At 40.6% G+C, this 16,566-nt stretch carries 14 protein-coding genes; 1 reads left to right on the top strand and 13 read right to left on the bottom strand.

Features of this window, described 5'->3' with window-relative positions; genetic code table 11:
* Positions 1-58 precede the first annotated feature (58 nt).
* Positions 59-565 carry a VanZ family protein gene (locus OZZ83_RS08000; RefSeq protein WP_002310414.1) on the bottom strand — a complete coding sequence of 169 codons (507 nt, stop codon included), beginning with the start codon at positions 563-565 and terminating at the stop codon, positions 59-61.
* Positions 566-686: 121 nt separating this feature from the next.
* Between OZZ83_RS08000 and OZZ83_RS07995 the strand changes: the two genes are divergently transcribed.
* Positions 687-2,486, top strand: coding sequence for a M3 family oligoendopeptidase (locus OZZ83_RS07995; RefSeq protein WP_002310415.1), 1,800 nt, complete (start codon positions 687-689; stop codon positions 2,484-2,486).
* A 67-nt stretch (positions 2,487-2,553) separates the two neighbouring features.
* On the opposite strand, the gene OZZ83_RS07990 is transcribed toward OZZ83_RS07995, so the two are convergent.
* The 12 genes from OZZ83_RS07990 to priA all read right to left on the bottom strand — a co-directional run bounded on the left by OZZ83_RS07990 (position 2,554) and on the right by priA (position 16,396).
* Positions 2,554-4,110 carry a C40 family peptidase gene (locus tag OZZ83_RS07990; RefSeq protein WP_002345658.1) on the bottom strand — a complete coding sequence of 519 codons (1,557 nt, stop codon included), beginning with the start codon at positions 4,108-4,110 and terminating at the stop codon, positions 2,554-2,556.
* Between the two features lie 254 nt (positions 4,111-4,364).
* Positions 4,365-4,874 carry a rod shape-determining protein MreD gene (gene mreD / locus OZZ83_RS07985; protein ID WP_002310417.1) on the bottom strand — a complete coding sequence of 170 codons (510 nt, stop codon included), beginning with the start codon at positions 4,872-4,874 and terminating at the stop codon, positions 4,365-4,367.
* A 3-nt stretch (positions 4,875-4,877) separates the two neighbouring features.
* The gene (gene mreC, locus OZZ83_RS07980; RefSeq protein WP_002316855.1) at positions 4,878-5,732 is read right to left on the bottom strand and encodes a rod shape-determining protein MreC; all 855 of its coding nucleotides are present in this window, start codon (positions 5,730-5,732) and stop codon (positions 4,878-4,880) included.
* 155 nt (positions 5,733-5,887) lie between these two features.
* Positions 5,888-6,526: a thiamine diphosphokinase gene (locus OZZ83_RS07975; protein ID WP_278023596.1), complete on the bottom strand. Its 639-nt coding sequence runs from the start codon at positions 6,524-6,526 to the stop codon at positions 5,888-5,890.
* A complete protein-coding gene (gene rpe / locus OZZ83_RS07970) occupies positions 6,527-7,177 on the bottom strand; it encodes a ribulose-phosphate 3-epimerase (protein WP_278023595.1) in 651 nt (216 codons plus the stop codon).
* A 12-nt stretch (positions 7,178-7,189) separates the two neighbouring features.
* A complete protein-coding gene (gene rsgA / locus OZZ83_RS07965; protein WP_002344844.1) occupies positions 7,190-8,089 on the bottom strand; it encodes a ribosome small subunit-dependent GTPase A in 900 nt (299 codons plus the stop codon).
* Positions 8,090-8,373: 284 nt separating this feature from the next.
* Complete coding sequence (pknB, locus tag OZZ83_RS07960; protein WP_065772548.1) at positions 8,374-10,443, bottom strand: Stk1 family PASTA domain-containing Ser/Thr kinase; 2,070 nt, start codon at positions 10,441-10,443, stop codon at positions 8,374-8,376.
* Entirely contained in the window at positions 10,440-11,180 is a 741-nt protein-coding gene (locus OZZ83_RS07955) for a Stp1/IreP family PP2C-type Ser/Thr phosphatase (protein WP_002310425.1), read from the bottom strand. The genes pknB and OZZ83_RS07955 overlap by 4 nt, the downstream gene beginning before the upstream one ends.
* A 12-nt stretch (positions 11,181-11,192) precedes the next feature.
* Positions 11,193-12,551 carry a 16S rRNA (cytosine(967)-C(5))-methyltransferase RsmB gene (gene rsmB / locus OZZ83_RS07950; RefSeq protein ID WP_002314334.1) on the bottom strand — a complete coding sequence of 453 codons (1,359 nt, stop codon included), beginning with the start codon at positions 12,549-12,551 and terminating at the stop codon, positions 11,193-11,195.
* The gene (gene fmt, locus OZZ83_RS07945) at positions 12,551-13,489 is read right to left on the bottom strand and encodes a methionyl-tRNA formyltransferase (protein WP_002310428.1); all 939 of its coding nucleotides are present in this window, start codon (positions 13,487-13,489) and stop codon (positions 12,551-12,553) included. The genes rsmB and fmt overlap by 1 nt, the downstream gene beginning before the upstream one ends.
* Positions 13,482-13,973 (bottom strand): peptide deformylase, encoded by a 492-nt coding sequence (gene def, locus OZZ83_RS07940; protein ID WP_278023594.1) that lies wholly within the window; start codon positions 13,971-13,973, stop codon positions 13,482-13,484. The genes fmt and def overlap by 8 nt, the downstream gene beginning before the upstream one ends.
* Positions 13,974-13,987: 14 nt before the next feature.
* Positions 13,988-16,396, bottom strand: a complete 2,409-nt coding sequence (gene priA / locus OZZ83_RS07935) for a primosomal protein N' (protein ID WP_002310430.1) — start codon at positions 16,394-16,396, stop codon at positions 13,988-13,990.
* Positions 16,397-16,566: the final 170 nt, after the last annotated feature.

Below are 16,566 nucleotides of genomic sequence, written 5' to 3'. Positions count from 1 at the left end.
TTTGAGAATACACTTCTATTCTAGTACTATTTCACAAAAAAACAAAGCCACAGCCAATCTATAAACGCTTCTTGAATGTCGCAAAAAGCACACATAATACCACAGCAGTCAGAGCACCGATCGAATCCAGCATGACATCTTGGAACATAGGTGTTCGTCCACCGGTCAACATCTGATGGAATTCGTCCAAACCTGCGTACCCTGTTGCTGAAAGCCAAGCAAGGATCGCTGTCAGCCACCAAATCTTTAGTTTAGGGAAAACACCTAAAAACAAGCTGCCACCCAAAACAAAATAAGTACCAAAATGTGCGCCCTTTCTTAAAAAGAACTCTACAAATTTGGCGTAGCCCAGATGGTCGATACTCACGATACTTCCACCATAATTAAAACGTATACCTGCTAATGTGTCCTTAAATGGCTGATTAGGAAGCCAGCTTTCTAATCGCGAAACTTGTGATTGCTGTCCGTAAGTTTGAGAAGAACTGTAAAATAAGATGGCAACGACTATAAGTGCGATCACTAAATAAATATTTCCGTTTTTCAGTTGTTTTTTTGAAGAATTCATAAGTCACCTCTGTATTTATCTTAGACTTTTTTTGAGGAAACAACAATCATTTTCATAGAGACTTCTTCTATAAAAAAGTGCTATACTTAATTTTGTATTACAATATGAAGGGAGTTTTTTCATGAGTTATTCATTAAATTGGGATCTAGATTCTATTTTCCCCGGAGGAAGTCATTCTGATGCTTTGAACCAACGGATGAAGCAATTGGAAGACCAAACGAACGAATATTATCAACGTGTAACAAAATGGTCACCTAGTTCTGACAATGCAGAGCAGCTAAACGCGATTCTTCAATTGCAAGAAACGATTACGAACGGCTTTACCCAATGCAACAGCTATATTACTGCATTGCTTTCTGCCAATGTCAATGATTCAGATGCAAAGATCTTATCAGGGAAGCTTTACGCCATACTTCCTCGTCTACAATCAGCCGAAACAGTATTGTCGAAGAAATTTGCAGAAATATCTGACAATGATTGGAATCAGATGCTTTCCCAGGGTTCGTTTGAAACAATTGCGTTTCGTTTAAACGAGATCCGTCGTGACGGTTCACAATTATTATCAGAAGCTGAAGAGAACATTATCAACACGCTCTCATTAGATGGTCTAAATGCTTGGAGCAGTCATTATGATACGATTGTAGCCAGCATATCGATTCCCTTCGAACAAGATGGTCAAGTAGTCGAATTATCTGCTGGCCAAGCCTTCAATAAGATGATGGGCGATCGAGATCCAAAAATCAGAGAAGCACTTTTCGCAGCATGGGAAAAAGCATGGAAAGAAAAGGCCCCCCTCTTCACAGATACTTTGAATCATTTAGATGGTTTCAGACTTTCTAACTATGAACTCCATGGCATCACGGATTTTCTGCAAAAACCATTAGAATACAACCGTTTAAAAAAAGAAACATTGTCTGTCATGTGGGAGACGATCCAAAAAAACAAACAACCCCTTGTTGATTACTTGACTAGAAAAGCCAATCTTTTCGGTAAAGAAAAAATGGAATGGCAGGATCAAGATGCACCTATTATTTTAGGCGATTTGAAAGAAAAAACCTTTAGTTTTGACGAAGCAGCTACATTTATTATCGAAAACTTTAATAAATTCAGTCCAAAAATGGCTAAATTCGCACAATCTGCTTTTGAAAAGAGCTGGATTGAAGCAGAAGATCGTCCTGGAAAACGTCCTGGTGGTTATTGTACTGAGTTACCAGAAACAAAAGAATCGAGGATCTTTATGACCTACAGCAATTCTGTTAATGAGGTTGCGACACTTGCTCATGAATTGGGTCATGCTTTCCATAGCAGCACGATGTGGGACTTACCTTCTTTAAATCGTGAATACGCAATGAATGTCGCAGAAACAGCAAGTACATTCGCAGAACTGATCGTAGCCGATGCTACATTAAAAGCCGCAAAAACAAAAGAAGAAAAAATCAATTTGCTAGATACAAAACTGCAAAATGCTTTAGCTATGTTCATGAATATCCATTCTCGATTCATTTTTGAGAATCGATTCTATGAAGCACGGCAAGAAGGGTTAGTCTCAGAAGATAAGATCACAGAGATGATGGTTGAAGCACAAAAAGAAGGCTACCAAGGAGCTTTAGCCACTTATCATCCATATTTCTGGGCTGCAAAATTACATTTCTTTATTGATGACGTACCGTTTTATAACTTCCCATACACCTTTGGCTACCTGTTTAGTTTAGGCATTTATGCTTACGCTAATCAAAAAGGGGCAAATTTCGAAGAAGAATATATCCATTTACTACGTGATACTGCTTCAATGACGACGGAAGATCTTGCAAAGAAACATTTGAATGTTGATCTCACTCAACCAGATTTTTGGCAAGCAGGTATCGATATGGTGATGGAAGATATCCAAACGTTCATGGAATTGACAGAAGAATTCATCTGATTTCTATTTTCTCTCAATAAAAAAGAGTTAGTCCAGAAAAGGGCTAACTCTTTTTGATTAATCATTCTTACATGCTGACAGCAAAGTCAGGTGCAAACCATTGAACTGAACCAACTTTTACGCTTTCGCCTGGTTGAGGAGCATGGATATATTGTCCTCCGCCTAAAGCAATCGCTACGTGGTAAGTTCCGCCTGGTGAACCCCAGAATAATAAGTCTCCAGCTTTTGCTTGAGAAACTGAGATTTTTGTTCCAGCTGATTCTTGAGGAACTGTCCAACCACCAATGTCACGACCAGTTACTTGCAAGTAAACATAGCGTGTGAATCCTGAGCAGTCAAATCCACTTGGATCTTTACCGCCCCAAACATATGGAGTACCAATATATTTGTAAGCTTCTGCTACGATTGCTGCACCATTCACACTTCCAGAAGGCGTTGGTGTTGGTGTTGTATTAGTTGTGTTATTAGTTGCATTACTACCAGTACTGTTCCCAGGATCAACACTTTGATCTGTTGATGGTGTTGTAGGCGCAGGTGTTGTTGATTCTTCTGTTGAAGTTTCAGGTACAGTTGTTGACTCTTCTGTTGTTGAAGATTCTGGTACAGTTGTTGACTCTTCTGTTGTTGAAGATTCAGGCACTGTTGTTGATTCTTCTGTTGTTGAAGATTCAGGCGCTGTTGTTGATTCTTCTGTTGTTGAAGATTCAGGCGCTGTTGTTGATTCTTCTGTTGTTGAAGATTGAGCAGCTGATGATGATTCTTCAGTCGTTGAAGATTGAGCAGCTGATGATTCTTCTGATGCTGAGCTTTGTGCAGTTGATGAAGCTTGAGTAGCTTGTGCTTCAGCTTCTGCTTGTTCGCGTGCTTCTTTTTCAGCTTTTTCTTGTGCTGCTTGTTGACGTGCTTGTTCTGCTAGACGTTGTTGTTCACGAATGCGTGCTTGTTCTGCTTCAGCTTCTGCTTTTTGGCGGTTCAAGTCAGCTTTCTTGTCTTCAGCAGTTGCTTGTTCAGCAGCTAATGAAGTTTTCAGTACGTTCAAATCAGCTTGTTTAGATAAAAGATCGCCCTTTTGAGATTCCAAAGCAGCTTGGTTTTCAGCTAATTCTTTTAGTTTAGCATCGTTTTCAGCTTTTTTGTCTTCTACAGCTTTTTTATCTTGTTTTTGTTGTTCCATCAAGTCGTTGTTTGCTTTTACCATCGTTGTCATTGCTTGAACGCGTCCGATAGCATCTGCTAATGAATCAGCATTCAATACAGCATCAATATAGTTTGAGCTTGTATTGCTTACTTGTGCTTCACGTGCTTGTTTTTGGATTGTATCTTCACGTTTTTCAATACGTTCTTGTAAATCTGCAATATCTTTTACTAATTGTGCAGATTCTTGACGCAATGTGTCTTGTTTTGCTAATAGATCTTGTGCTTGTGTGTTGATTTCAGAAACTTGGCTTTCTAGGGCATCGATTTGTGATTGTGCATCTGCTTGTTGGTTTTTCAAGTCTGCAATCTTTTGATCTTGTTGTTGTATCTGAGAATCAAAATCGTCCGCCGCGGCAGCGATCGGTGATGCTACGGCAGTCAAGGTCATTGAACATACCATTACTGCTGATATTAAACTCTTTTTCACTCTTCATTCCTCCGACTGGCTTAATTTAATAAATATCTAAATATATTTAAGTCTTTCTTAACGATATAAAAATTGTACCATAGCAGTATGTCAGCGATATAATAGTTATGTTACAAAAATGTTTCAAAACAACCTCTAAAAATGACAAAACTGTTCGTTTCAGAAAATGATCATGAAAAAGGCATGCTAAGACGGGCTTTTTTTAAGATAACAATAATTCTTTTTTACTTTCAGACGAAAAACAAAAAAAGAAATTATTCATCACTGAATAATTTCTTAAATGGAAAAATGAATAATACAAAAATAATCATGTTCAACAGTAGTGTAGGCCCTAAGAACCTTGTAATAAAATACGTGTTATTTACTACTGCTAGTTTAAAAATCAATTGGACCACCATCGTAAACAGTTCATAACCCGTGACAAAGATAATCATACTGAAAAATTCAGTAAAGATGTTGACGTGGATGACATCTTTCATTACGTACATCAACCATACGATTAAAGGGAGAGCTACTGCATAGATACCGATAACACCGATATAGTAAGCATCATAGACTGCACCGAGAACAATCGTGGTGATTAGCAAATAGCGTTTTTCAAATGCCATACTACAACATAACAATGCCAAGATCAGAAAGTGGGCATTTGACATATAACTGCCTTTCGACCACTCTCCTAGCATTCTTGTTAAATGGCCATCTAGCAACATCAAAAAGAAAAGAACGATTGGCAGATAGTACTTCATTGTTTCTTTTTTCAACATGGACTAATCCTCCGCTAGCCGTTGGACAATCGTCACAACTGACACATCATACATTTCTGCATAAGGTTTCACATACACTTCCCGATCCAGACCATAACTGTCTGGTTTCGTTTTGATAACCGTACCGATCGGCAAGTTAGCTGGAGAATTTCCTCCAAGACCGGATGTCTGAACAACATCCCCTTCTTTGATATCCGTATCACCAGTCAATTGGGTCACCACTAATGCATGGAGTTTTTCATCATAGTTTTTAAGCAAACCGAATGCTTCGCCATTAGCCGAAGATACCCGTACTGGAAAATGATTGGAGCTTTCGTTAGAGGATGACAGTAATTCGATTTTAGACGAAGCTGTATTGACTTCGATCACTCGGCCAATCAATCCTTTTTGCGACATGACTGCCATATTTGCTTCGATACCGTCTTTAGAACCCTTGTCTACGATCAGCATGTCCTGCCAACTATCTGGTGAACGAGTAATGACATTTGCCGTTACTTTTTCGTAACTCGTCAGCGTTTGGTTCAAATCAAGTTCTTTTTTCAAAGATTCGATTTCTCTCTCGTAATTCTTGTTTTGCTGTGCAACGTCATCATAACTATCGATTTTTTCTTTTAGCCGCTCATTTTCGGCATAAGTTGAAAAAAGACTATGGACAGAATCTACTCCGTTTCTCACCCACCGTACTGGGGCAGAAATTGTTTTATCAACCATTGCAACACTGTCATTAACGATGGATTGGAAGAAATTAGGCTTTCCTTCATTCGCTCGCTGTGCAGCGGTCACACTTAGTATCGTCACCACGATGATAACAATAACCAAGGTAATAATAATATTTTTATTAGGATTGAACTTCTTCACAAAGACACCTCGAATTAATTAGACTCTTGTGTTCAATTTTATCACTAAATGCCGGGAAACAAAAGGCAAGTTGCTCCTCTTAAGCTTTTTTTTAGTAAATAATAGATTCTGTCATTTTTAGCCTGAAAGACAAAATTTTTCCTTTTGTTCATTGGTCAGTCTTTGCTTTGAATAACTGCAATCATACCATCTGAAAAAGAAAATTCAGCGGTATCTGAAAGAAACTCGTTACTTGCATAAGATGTCGGGTATTCAACTGCTTTATTTTCCAATACATACTTACTGCCTTTCAATGTAAGATCCGAGACGGGCGTCAAACAGCAATAAGCTAGATACTTCATACTTGGAACCTGTCTTACTATATGCTTTCCAGGCAAATAATAAGCCAAATAATTTTGACGATCTCTAATAATAAGCTGATGGGCAAACGGTTTGAAGCGAGGTTCCAGACCTAACCAGAGATTGGCTAAAAGATGATCCAATCTTCCGCCTGTGGCGCCGATCAAAGTGACTTCAGCTTGCGGATAACGTTCAAATGTCTTTAAGATCCCCAATTGTGTATCTGTATCGTCTTTTTCTGCGGGTGAACGGGCATACTCTTTGGCTTTTGCAAATACTTCCTCCTGCTCTTCGTTCAACAATGAATCAAAATCACCTACTGCCAGATCTACTGGGTAGCCTGCTTGAAGCAGATACAGCGCACCACGATCTATTCCGACATAGGCATCGTATTTGGTCAGTAAAGGCTGCGGCCAGTTTTCCGGATTACCTCCAGCAGCTAATAAAATTTTCATTTAATCTAATGCCTCTTTTAACCGTTCGATTTGTCCGACTGGATTTTCGGCTCCATAGATATATGATCCTGCAACAAAGACATCCGCCCCTGCATCTTTACAGACTTTTGCTGTTTCTGGAACGATTCCTCCATCTACTTCGATTGCATAAGACCAATTGTTCTCTTTACGTAGATCAGCGAGTTCTGCGATTTTTTCTACCGTTTCTTCAATAAAGCTTTGTCCGCCAAACCCCGGATTGACAGTCATGACTAGCACTTGATCAGCCAAAGGCAAAACATGTTTGATCATGGAGACTGGTGTCCCTGGATTAATAACTAATCCAGCTTTGACACCTAAGCTTTTTGTCATTTGGAGTGCCCGATGGATATGAGGAGTTGCTTCTACATGGACAGTAATGATATCTGCTCCAGCTTTCGCAAATGCTGGAATGTAATTTTCCGGATCAACGATCATCAGATGAACGTCTAGCGGTAATTTAGTGACAGGTCGGATTGCCTGAACAATATTTGGCCCTAACGTGATATTTGGGACAAATTGGCCATCCATGACATCTACGTGGATGTAATCTGCGCCTCCTTTTTCTACTAACTCAATATCTCTTTGTAAATTGGCAAAATCTGCGCTCAAAATGGATGGTGCTATTTTCATTCTTGGTTCCTCCTATTTTCGTTTACCTTCTTTTTTCGTATACATGGGTTTTCTTTTCTCGATTTCTTGTAAGAATTGCAAATAATTATCGTAACGTGTCTGTGCGATATCACCTGTTTCTACTCTTTGTTTCACTTCACAGCCAGGTTCTTTGGCATGCATGCACTCTCTAAATTTGCAATGGGCAGAAGCTTCCACAAATTCCGGAAATTGTCTTGGCAATTCTCCTGCTTCGATAGTCAAAAAGTCAATCGAGCTGAATCCTGGTGTGTCTGCTACTAATCCATCATAGATAGGGAGTAGCTCCACATGCCGTGTTGTATGCCGCCCTCTTCCAAGTGCATCAGAAATCTCTCCTGTTGCTAAATTCAGTTCTGGAGATATTTGATTCAGTAGTGTTGATTTTCCTGCTCCAGACTGTCCCATGAAGACCGATAGCCGTTCTGGAAAGTAACGAATCAATTCTGTCGTGTCACCCGCATGATTGGGTACAATCACTGGGTAGCCTATCTTAGTATAGGTTTGTTTGATTTCTTCGATTTTTTTCGGGTCGTCTGACAAGTCGGTCTTCGTCAAAAAAATGAGCGGTTCGATTGATTCATATTCCAAGGTAACTAGAAAGCGGTCAAGCAGATTATAAGAAAATGCAGGTTCCACGATACTTGTGACAATGATTCCAAGATCAACATTTGTGACTGGCGGGCGAACTAATTGATTTTTTCTCGGCAAAATTTCCAGAAGATAGCCGTCTGTTTGATTTTCACTCTCAAAGATTACCTGATCTCCGACAAGCGGCGTGATTTTCCGATTCCGGAAATTCCCTCTTCCTCTTGTTTGATAGGTCTCTCCGTCTGCGTATACATAGTAAAAACCGCTGATTGCTTTTCTGATTTGTCCTTTGATAAGTGCCACCTCCGTTTTTGTTTATTTTACCATATGAAAAGGAAAGTAGGTGTCGTTCCACGCAAACTTCTCAAAGTAAAAGGCTTGAAAACTAATCAAAAGGGATAGAAAACACAAAAAAAGGAACTGTGACACAGTCCCTTTTTCCGAGTAAACGGTGTTCCAGAAGTAGCTTCTTCGAAAAATAAGCCGAAATTTCACAAAAATTTGAGAATCAATTTTCGTAAATTCCTTCTTATTTCTTGAAGCTGATCACTTCTGTCACAACCTCTTTGTTCTATTTTATTAAAAACTTACTTTGAGCTTTCTGAGGTACTATCTGATGAACTTGCAGTGCTGGAAGATTCTTCTTTGGAAGAGCTACTCGTACTGCTAGAGCTACTTGAGCTGCTAGAACTGTCTGAAGAATCTTTCTCAGAACTAGAAGACACTGGGTCTGATCCTTTAGAGTAAATCACGTTTACAACCATTCCTTTGGTAATCGTCGTACCTGCCCCTGGCACTGTACGGATTACTTTGTCCTTATCCACCGTACTTGAATATTCAGAAGTCTCATGACCGATATATTCTGCACCAATACTAGCCAAATAACTTTGTGCTTCGCTTTTTGTATAGCCGGAGATGTCATTCAGTTTAGGTTCTGTTCCTTGGCTTACGACAAAACTGATGTAAGTTTCTTCTGCTACAACTTCACCTGAGGCTGGATCCTGACTAATGATCGAACCCGATGGCACAGTGTCGCTATAGTCATAAGTAGCACTAATGTTATTGATATTGAATCCTTGTGTAACAAGCCAATTACGGACAGTTTCGTAGTTTTCTCCTACATGACTACTCAAAGTCACTGTTTCTGGTCCTTTGCTGACTGTGAAAGTAATCGTGTCTGTTTTAGGATCGACTTCTGTATCTTCTGATGGAGATTGCGAAATGATCATTCCGCTTTCTACCTCTGAACTGAATTCCTCTTCTTTTTGAATCAAATCAGCAGAAAATCCTAATTCTTTCAAACTTGCTTCAGCATCTTCATAACTTTTACCACTGTAATCATCTAATTTGATTTTTTTCGTGCCACTGCTGATATAAAGAGTGACTTCGCGTTTTTGCTTGACTGTGGTTCCCGCTGCAGGGTCTGTCTTCACCACATTGCCTTCTTCGATTTTGTCATCTGCAATTTCTTCTGTTTTTGTTGCTACTTCTAATTTCGCTTTTGCGAGTGTTTCTCTGGCAGAAGCTTCAGAAAGATCAGAAACATCAGGAACAACAACTTCTCCTCGTCCGCCAGAAGCAAAGAATACAGCTGTTCCGATTCCTAAAACAGCGAGGACAGCTAACAGGATCAGCCACCATTTTTTCTGTCCTTTCTTTTTAGGGTCAGGCAGATCTTCTTCCTCTTCCGGCAATGTTTCGTTTCTCGGTTCGTCTTTTGGCAGAGGCATAGATTTGAATGAATCCGGCATTGGTGTATCTGCTGCAAGCGGTGTGATAACTTTTGTTTCGTTATCCATCGCATGAGGTTGCCATTTTTCTTCGTTTGCACGAGCTGGTGATAATACTGTAGAAAGATCATCAGACATTTCTTCGGCTGACTTGTAACGGTCTGCAGGTTCTTTAGCCGTCGCCCGTAAAATCACATTTTCCAGTGCTTGCGGTACATTTGGATCAAGTGCCTTTATGGATGGAAGATCATCTTGGAAATGTTTTAAAGCAATCGTCACAGCAGATTCGCCGTCAAACGGCACGCTACCTGTCAGCATCTCATAAAGAATGATCCCTAAAGCATAAATATCTGACTGCTTCGTTGCCATACTCCCTCTTGCTTGCTCAGGAGATAGGTAATGAACAGATCCCAACATCGTATTCGTCTGTGTGATCGATGTTTCAGATAAAGCAATAGCAATCCCGAAATCCGTGATTTTTACTACACCTTCGTTATCGATCAATACGTTTTGGGGTTTCAAATCTCGGTGGATGATTTGATGGTTATGAGCTAAAGAAATAGCAGAAAGAATCTGCTGCATAATATTTACTGCTGTTTCATAAGGAACAGGATAATGTGTTTGGATATATCGTTTCAAGTCCATTCCTTTGACGTATTCCATCACTAGATACTGCATATTGTCTTCTTCACCAACATCGTAAACACTGACAATATTTGGATGAACGAGTTCTGTTGCTGCTAAAGCTTCTCGCTGAAATCGTCGAATCGCGGTTTGATCATTTTGAAAGTCGAATCGTAAGACTTTGACTGCTACATCTCGATCCAAGATCAAATCGTGCGCCAAAAATACATTAGCCATCCCACCACTACCGATATTCCCCGTGATTTGATAACGGCCATTTAATTTTTTTCCCAACTCGATCATACACAGTCCTCCTTATATTCGATAAGAAGAACGGTGATATTATCCGCTCCGCCTGCTTCATTGGCACGATCAATCAGCTCAGTTACTTTATGGGATAACGGGCCTTCTTGATTAATGATCGTTCCTATTTCTTCTTCAGATAGCATATTCGTCAAGCCATCTGAACATAACAGCAAGCGATCTTTTAGCTGCCAAAGATGAGTAGAAACATCTACTTCGACTGTTCCTGGCATGCCGACAGAACGTGTTAAAATATTCTTTCTTGGATGGTTCACTGCCATTTCTTCGCTGATTTCCCCTGATTTGACTAGTTCGTTAACTAAAGAATGATCCTCTGTCAATTGCATGATTTTATCTTCGCGAATCAAATACGCTCTGCTGTCGCCAACATTCGCAATCGTGAACCAGTCATCTGACAGAGCTGCCGCTACGATTGTTGTTCCCATACCGTTATATTCCGGCTGTTCTTGTCCTCGCTGATAAATCAGCATATTTTCCTCTTGAATCGATTGAATGAACCACTGGGCGATTTTTTCATCGTCGGCAGCTTCTTGTTCTTCCCAAGCTTCGCCTAGATTTGTTACCGCCATTTGACTAGCAATGTCTCCAGCACGGTGCCCACCCATCCCATCTGCTAATACAGCAAGCTTGAGACCTGAACGGCTAGTAAATACACTGGCATAGTCTTGATTGGTGTTACGTCGTCTTCCTACATCTGATTGATATTCAATCTGCATTTTTTCACCTCATTACTTTTTGCGCAAACAACAAATGAAAAATCCATCTGTGTAAAACTGATGCGGATACAAAGTCAACATTTTCTCTACGATTGATGATTGTAGCATAGGATTGGTCAAAACATCAATCCTCTCAAAATCAGGGTGTCTTTCCAAGAAAGCAGAAACAACGTCTTGGTTTTCTTCTTTTAAGATCGTACAAGTACTATAAGTCAGAATACCGGAAGACTTTAAAGCTGGTGCGCAGCTTTCTAAAATTTCCAATTGGATTTTTGGTAAATTCGCTAATTCATCCGGCTGTTTTTTATAACGGATATCTGGTTTTCGCCGAAGGAGCCCGAGACCTGAACAAGGCGCGTCTACTAAAATCCGATCGAACTGCTCTGGTTCAAACTGCTTGCTGACTTCTCTAGCATCCATCTTTTGAGCGTAAACAGCAGAAGAGACACCCAGACGTGTTGCATTTTCTTCAATGAGTTTGACTTTGTGTTCATGTACATCTAAAGCAATCACTTCCCCACCGCATGAAGGATCCAAAAAAGAAGCAATATGTGTCGTCTTACCTCCGGGTGCTGCACAGGCATCTAAGACATGATGTTCAGGCTCGATTTGCATAGACGGCGCTACAAGCATCGAACTTTCATCTTGGATCGTCATGACGCCATCGTGGAACAATGAGCTAGAAGCTAAATGCCCTTTTTTCGCTACTATACCGTATGGACTGACTTGGCTTTTTTCAGCTGAGATCTCTTCTTCTTGCAAAACAGTGATGGCCTGATCTCTGGAAAGTCGGCGTGTATCTACTCGGGCACTAGCATGGCTAGGCTGATATAGCGATAAACCGAGCTTTTCAGTTTCTTCGTAACCGATTTGATCCACCAACCGTTTCGTCATCCATAGAGGCAGGCTGATTTTGACAGAAAGTCTTTCGATAGGATCAGCAATGCCTTGCAGATCTGGTGCTCCTTGACGCTGATAATTCCTCAAAACACCATTTACAAATTTTCCTGTTCCAGGATTTCCTTTTACTTTCGCGATTTCGACCGCCTCGTTTAAAATAGCATGTGCAGGGACTTTATCTAAAAATTCTAATTGATATACAGAAAGATACAGAAGCGTCTTGACCCAGTCATCCACTTTTTTTGCTTTAGCGATCAATGATGCAACGTAAAATTCCAATAGTCGCTGATGGCTAATCGTACCGTAGATCAATTCTGTAAATAGACCCACGTCTTTTTGATTTAGCTCGCTTTGTTTGATCATCTCATTCAGCAAAAGATTCGAGTAGGCGCCGCCCTTGTTCACTCGCTCTAATGTCAGTAATGCCATATATCGTACAGATTTTTTCATTTTTTTAGGGATTTTTTTCATTATTTCACCTGCTGACCAATCTGAACTTGCTGACCGCTTCCGTTAAGAAAATCGTGTACGGCTTGTTTTCCTTTACCAGCTGGCTGTAATTCATTGATGGCTAATACGGTCTGTTTGCCGCAAGCAATCCATAGATTTTTTTTGTCTTTTCGGATGATCGTGCCTGGTGCTTCGTCTGTACTTTCTGCCAGTACTTCAACCGATAATAATTTCCAGCGTGTACCTTCATAGGTCGTGAATGCAATCGGCCAAGGACGCATCCCGCGTACTTGGTTGTCGATTTCTTCTGCAGTTTTATGCCAATCGACCGCTTCTTGTTCACGTGTGATGTTTGGCGAAAAAGTGGCTTTTGACTCGTCTTGAGGGACTGGTTTTTGTCCATTCAAAATATTAGGCAATGTTTCTAATAATAGCTTTCTTCCTAAAAGGCTGAGCTTTTCAAACATCGTCCCCACATCATCTTGTTTAGTGATTGGCATGCTTTCTTGCGCATAGATTCCGCCTGCATCCATTTTTTTGATCATTTCCATGATCGTTACACCAGTTTCTTCCTCCCCATTCATGATGGCATAATGAACAGGCGCACCTCCCCGATATTTAGGAAGTAAAGAAGCATGGACATTGATTGCCCCTAATTTTGGCACTTGCAATAACTTTTCAGGCAAGAACTGGCCAAACGCCGCAGTGACGATCAAATCAGGTGCCAATTCAATGATTTCTTCCATTTCTGGCGAACCGGAGATTTTCTCTGGTTGCAACACACGGATACCGTGCTTTAGAGCAGCTTCTTTTACCGGTGTCGGCGTAATTACTCGTTTCCGCCCAACTGGACGGTCGGGCTGTGTGACTACTGCCTGGATCTCGTAGCCTGATTCTATCAGCCCTTCAAGAATTGGCACAGAAAAAGCAGGTGTGCCCATAAATACTAACTTAGTCATCAAGATGTTCCTCCATATATTCTTCAAGTTCTTCTTCCGGGATCTGCTGTACCATTTTCTCAATGAACAGAATACCGTCTAAGTGATCGATTTCATGCTGGAAGGCACGGGCTAAATAGCCGAAAGCTGTCACTTCTATCTCTTCTCCATCGCAGTCATAATAGCGTACAGTCACTTCATCTGCTCGCTTAACTGTTCCATAGACATGCGGGATACTGAGACAGCCTTCTACGTCCATGCTTTCACCTTTTGCTTCAATGATTTCTGGGTTTATCAGTTCGAATTTTTCGCCTTCATCTACTTCGATCACAGCGATTCTTTTGTTTTGTCCTACTTGAGGAGCAGCAATCCCTATTCCGTCATTCGCAATCATCGTCTCATATAAGTTGTCTAACAAAGCAATCGTTTCGTCCGTGATCACGTCGATTGGCTGAGCAGGTATTTTTAATTTATCATTAGGGTGGATCAATATAGGATAGCGCATAAGTTGGTCCTTTCTTAAATAAAGTTTAATGGTTCGTTGTCAATTGCCACAAAAAGACCTTGCCGCTGTTCTTTCTGGCTTCCATTCAAGATTTCATCCAAAACATGGGGCAGATTCGGTTCATGTTTATATTTGATGATCAGTTGATAATAGTATCGATTTTTCACTCTCAAAATCATGCTGGGTGTTGGTCCTAGTAACAAACTTTGAGGACTTAATACTTCTTTTAGTTGATTGGCAATCTGAAAGATTTTCTTTGCCGCCACTTGTTCTTCAGGATGGCTGGCAGTTATTTTCACAGTAAAGTAATAAGGAGGGTAGCCTCCTCGATGCCGTACATGCATTTCCTGCTGATAAAACTGTTCATAGTTTTGTTTTTTAGCCAATTCTATGGCGTAATGCTGAGGATTGAACGTTTGGATCACGACTTCGCCTGGTTTTTCCGCTCGTCCTGCTCGTCCTGAAACTTGGGTCAGCAATTGGAATGTATGCTCGCTAGAACGAAAATCCGGTAAATTCAGGGAGGTATCGGCATTCAACACGCCAACTAATGTGACTTCTGGAAAATCCAAGCCTTTAGCGATCATTTGTGTCCCTAATAAAATATCTGCTTCTTTTGCACCGAATTTTTGTAAAATCTGTTCGTGTGCCCCTTTTCTTCGGGTGGTATCTACATCCATACGCAAAATCCTAGCTTGCGGATAAAGTTCTCGGAGTTCCTCTTCTACTTTTTGGGTGCCTGTCCCATAGTAACGGATTTTGTTGCCCCTACAATTGGGACAGCGATTAGGAATAGGTTCTTCGTGTCCGCAATAATGACAGCGCATCGAACGTGTATCCATATGCAAGGTAAGAGAGATATCGCAATTAGGGCATGGGAGAACAAATCCGCAGTCTCTGCACATCACAAAAGACGAATATCCTCGACGATTGAGCAGTAGGACAGTTTGTTCTTTTTTGTCTAACCGATCTTGTATCTTTTCCTGCAAATTAGCAGAAAAAGTAGAGGTCCGATGATTCTGAAACTCTTCACGCATGTCTACGATCTCAATAGCTGGAAGTTGTGCAGCTACTTTGGCTCGGTGATTCAATTGCAATAACTGATAAACGCCTTTTTGAGCTCGTGCTCTTGATTCCAAAGAGGGCGTCGCACTTCCAAGGACTATTGGGCAATGATGGTACTTACTGCGCCAAATAGCTAAATCTCTCGCATGATAACGCGGCGTCTCATCTTGTTTATAACTTGATTCATGTTCTTCATCGATAATGATCAATCCTATATTTTTCAGCGGAGCAAAAATAGCAGAGCGTGCGCCTACTACTACTTGTGCTTCTTCACGCTCGATCTTGCGCCATTCATCATATTTTTCACCTTGGGAAAGTCCGCTATGTAAGACCGCAACAGATTCACCGAAGCGTCCTTTGAATCGCTCGACCATTTGCGGAGTCAATGCGATTTCAGGCACTAACATTATAGCCGTTTTATTTTCTGACAAAACATCAGCGATTGATTGAAGATATACTTCTGTTTTTCCACTACCGGTGATTCCCTCTAGCAAAAAGACCTGATCTTTTTGTTGCTGACCTGCTGTGATGATTTGTTCGACAGCATTTTTTTGTTCTGTATTCAGTTCCAATGCCGTCGTTTGGTCAAATACTCGGTCTTGATAAGGGTCGCGATAACGTTCTGATTCTACAAACTCCAGCCAGCCCTTTTCTTTTCCTTGATTCAAGACAGCAGTACTGATTTCTTTATCTTTGAAATAAGCGATTGGTTCTTCTTGGCTCAGTTCAGATAAACACAAAAGAAGCTCTTTTTGTTTCTTGGCATTTTGCCGTAATTTTGCCCATTCTTCTTCGATTTGCTTTTCAGTTAATAGGGAACGGACCAAACGAATTGTTTTTACTTTATTTCGTGTATGGACTTCGTATTTGATATCTACTAATTGCTCTTGGCGCCAACGAATCAATTGAGAAAGGCTGCCTTCTTCTTCTGCTTCTTTCCAGGAAATCACTTCCCGTTGACCAAACAATGCCTGAATTTCTGGTGTATCTGCCAAAGGATAGATCAATTTATCATATTCTGCTTTCATCACACTCGGAAGCATCGTTTGTAGACAAGTGATTTTGAATGCATAAGTGATTTTTTTCATGTAATCAGCTAATGAAAGTAATTCTTCATTGACCACCGGAGCAAGGTCCAGCAAACGGATCACTGCCTTCAACGATGGGTTAGCTGATTCTTCTGATTTTTGGATAGCCATAACAAATCCTTGGACATGACGATTGCCATTACCAAAAGGGACCTCTACCCGCATCCCGACTTGCAAAGCTGTTTCCATTTCAGAGGGAACCAGATAGGTGAATGGCTGATCGGTCTGCATAGTAGGTACGTCCACAATGACTTCAGCTGTTAATGTCATGGTTCGTTTCCTCCTTTTTTTGTCTTTTCATATCAAGCGACAAAAAGTTCCTTGCCTATTTTACTAGAGATCGCTGGATTTGTCTTATTTTCTGCCAAATCCTAACAAAAAATTAACAGCAGATAAGAAAAAAAAGAACTGTGTCAAAAAGTTCAGACACAGCCTTTTCT

It is taken from the genome of Enterococcus sp. E5-162 (genome assembly GCF_035725965.1).
GTDB lineage: Bacteria > Bacillota > Bacilli > Lactobacillales > Enterococcaceae > Enterococcus_B > Enterococcus_B lactis.
This window is presented reverse-complemented; position numbering and strand designations above follow the sequence as displayed.

Bases quoted from the DNA above. Each gene is read 5' to 3' on its own strand.
- rpe (WP_278023595.1), bottom strand. From the start codon at position 7,177: ATGAAAATAGCACCATCCATTTTGAGCGCAGATTTTGCCAATTTACAA.
- OZZ83_RS08000 (WP_002310414.1), bottom strand. From the start codon at position 565: ATGAATTCTTCAAAAAAACAACTGAAAAACGGAAATATTTATTTAGTG.
- rsmB (WP_002314334.1), bottom strand. From the start codon at position 12,551: ATGAAAAAAATCCCTAAAAAAATGAAAAAATCTGTACGATATATGGCA.
- fmt (WP_002310428.1), bottom strand. From the start codon at position 13,489: ATGACTAAGTTAGTATTTATGGGCACACCTGCTTTTTCTGTGCCAATT.
- pknB (WP_065772548.1), bottom strand. From the start codon at position 10,443: ATGATCGAGTTGGGAAAAAAATTAAATGGCCGTTATCAAATCACGGGG.
- OZZ83_RS07975 (WP_278023596.1), bottom strand. From the start codon at position 6,526: ATGAAAATTTTATTAGCTGCTGGAGGTAATCCGGAAAACTGGCCGCAG.
- mreD (WP_002310417.1), bottom strand. From the start codon at position 4,874: ATGTTGAAAAAAGAAACAATGAAGTACTATCTGCCAATCGTTCTTTTC.
- priA (WP_002310430.1), bottom strand. From the start codon at position 16,396: ATGACATTAACAGCTGAAGTCATTGTGGACGTACCTACTATGCAGACC.
- OZZ83_RS07955 (WP_002310425.1), bottom strand. From the start codon at position 11,180: ATGCAGATTGAATATCAATCAGATGTAGGAAGACGACGTAACACCAAT.
- OZZ83_RS07995 (WP_002310415.1), top strand. From the start codon at position 687: ATGAGTTATTCATTAAATTGGGATCTAGATTCTATTTTCCCCGGAGGA.
- def (WP_278023594.1), bottom strand. From the start codon at position 13,973: ATGCGCTATCCTATATTGATCCACCCTAATGATAAATTAAAAATACCT.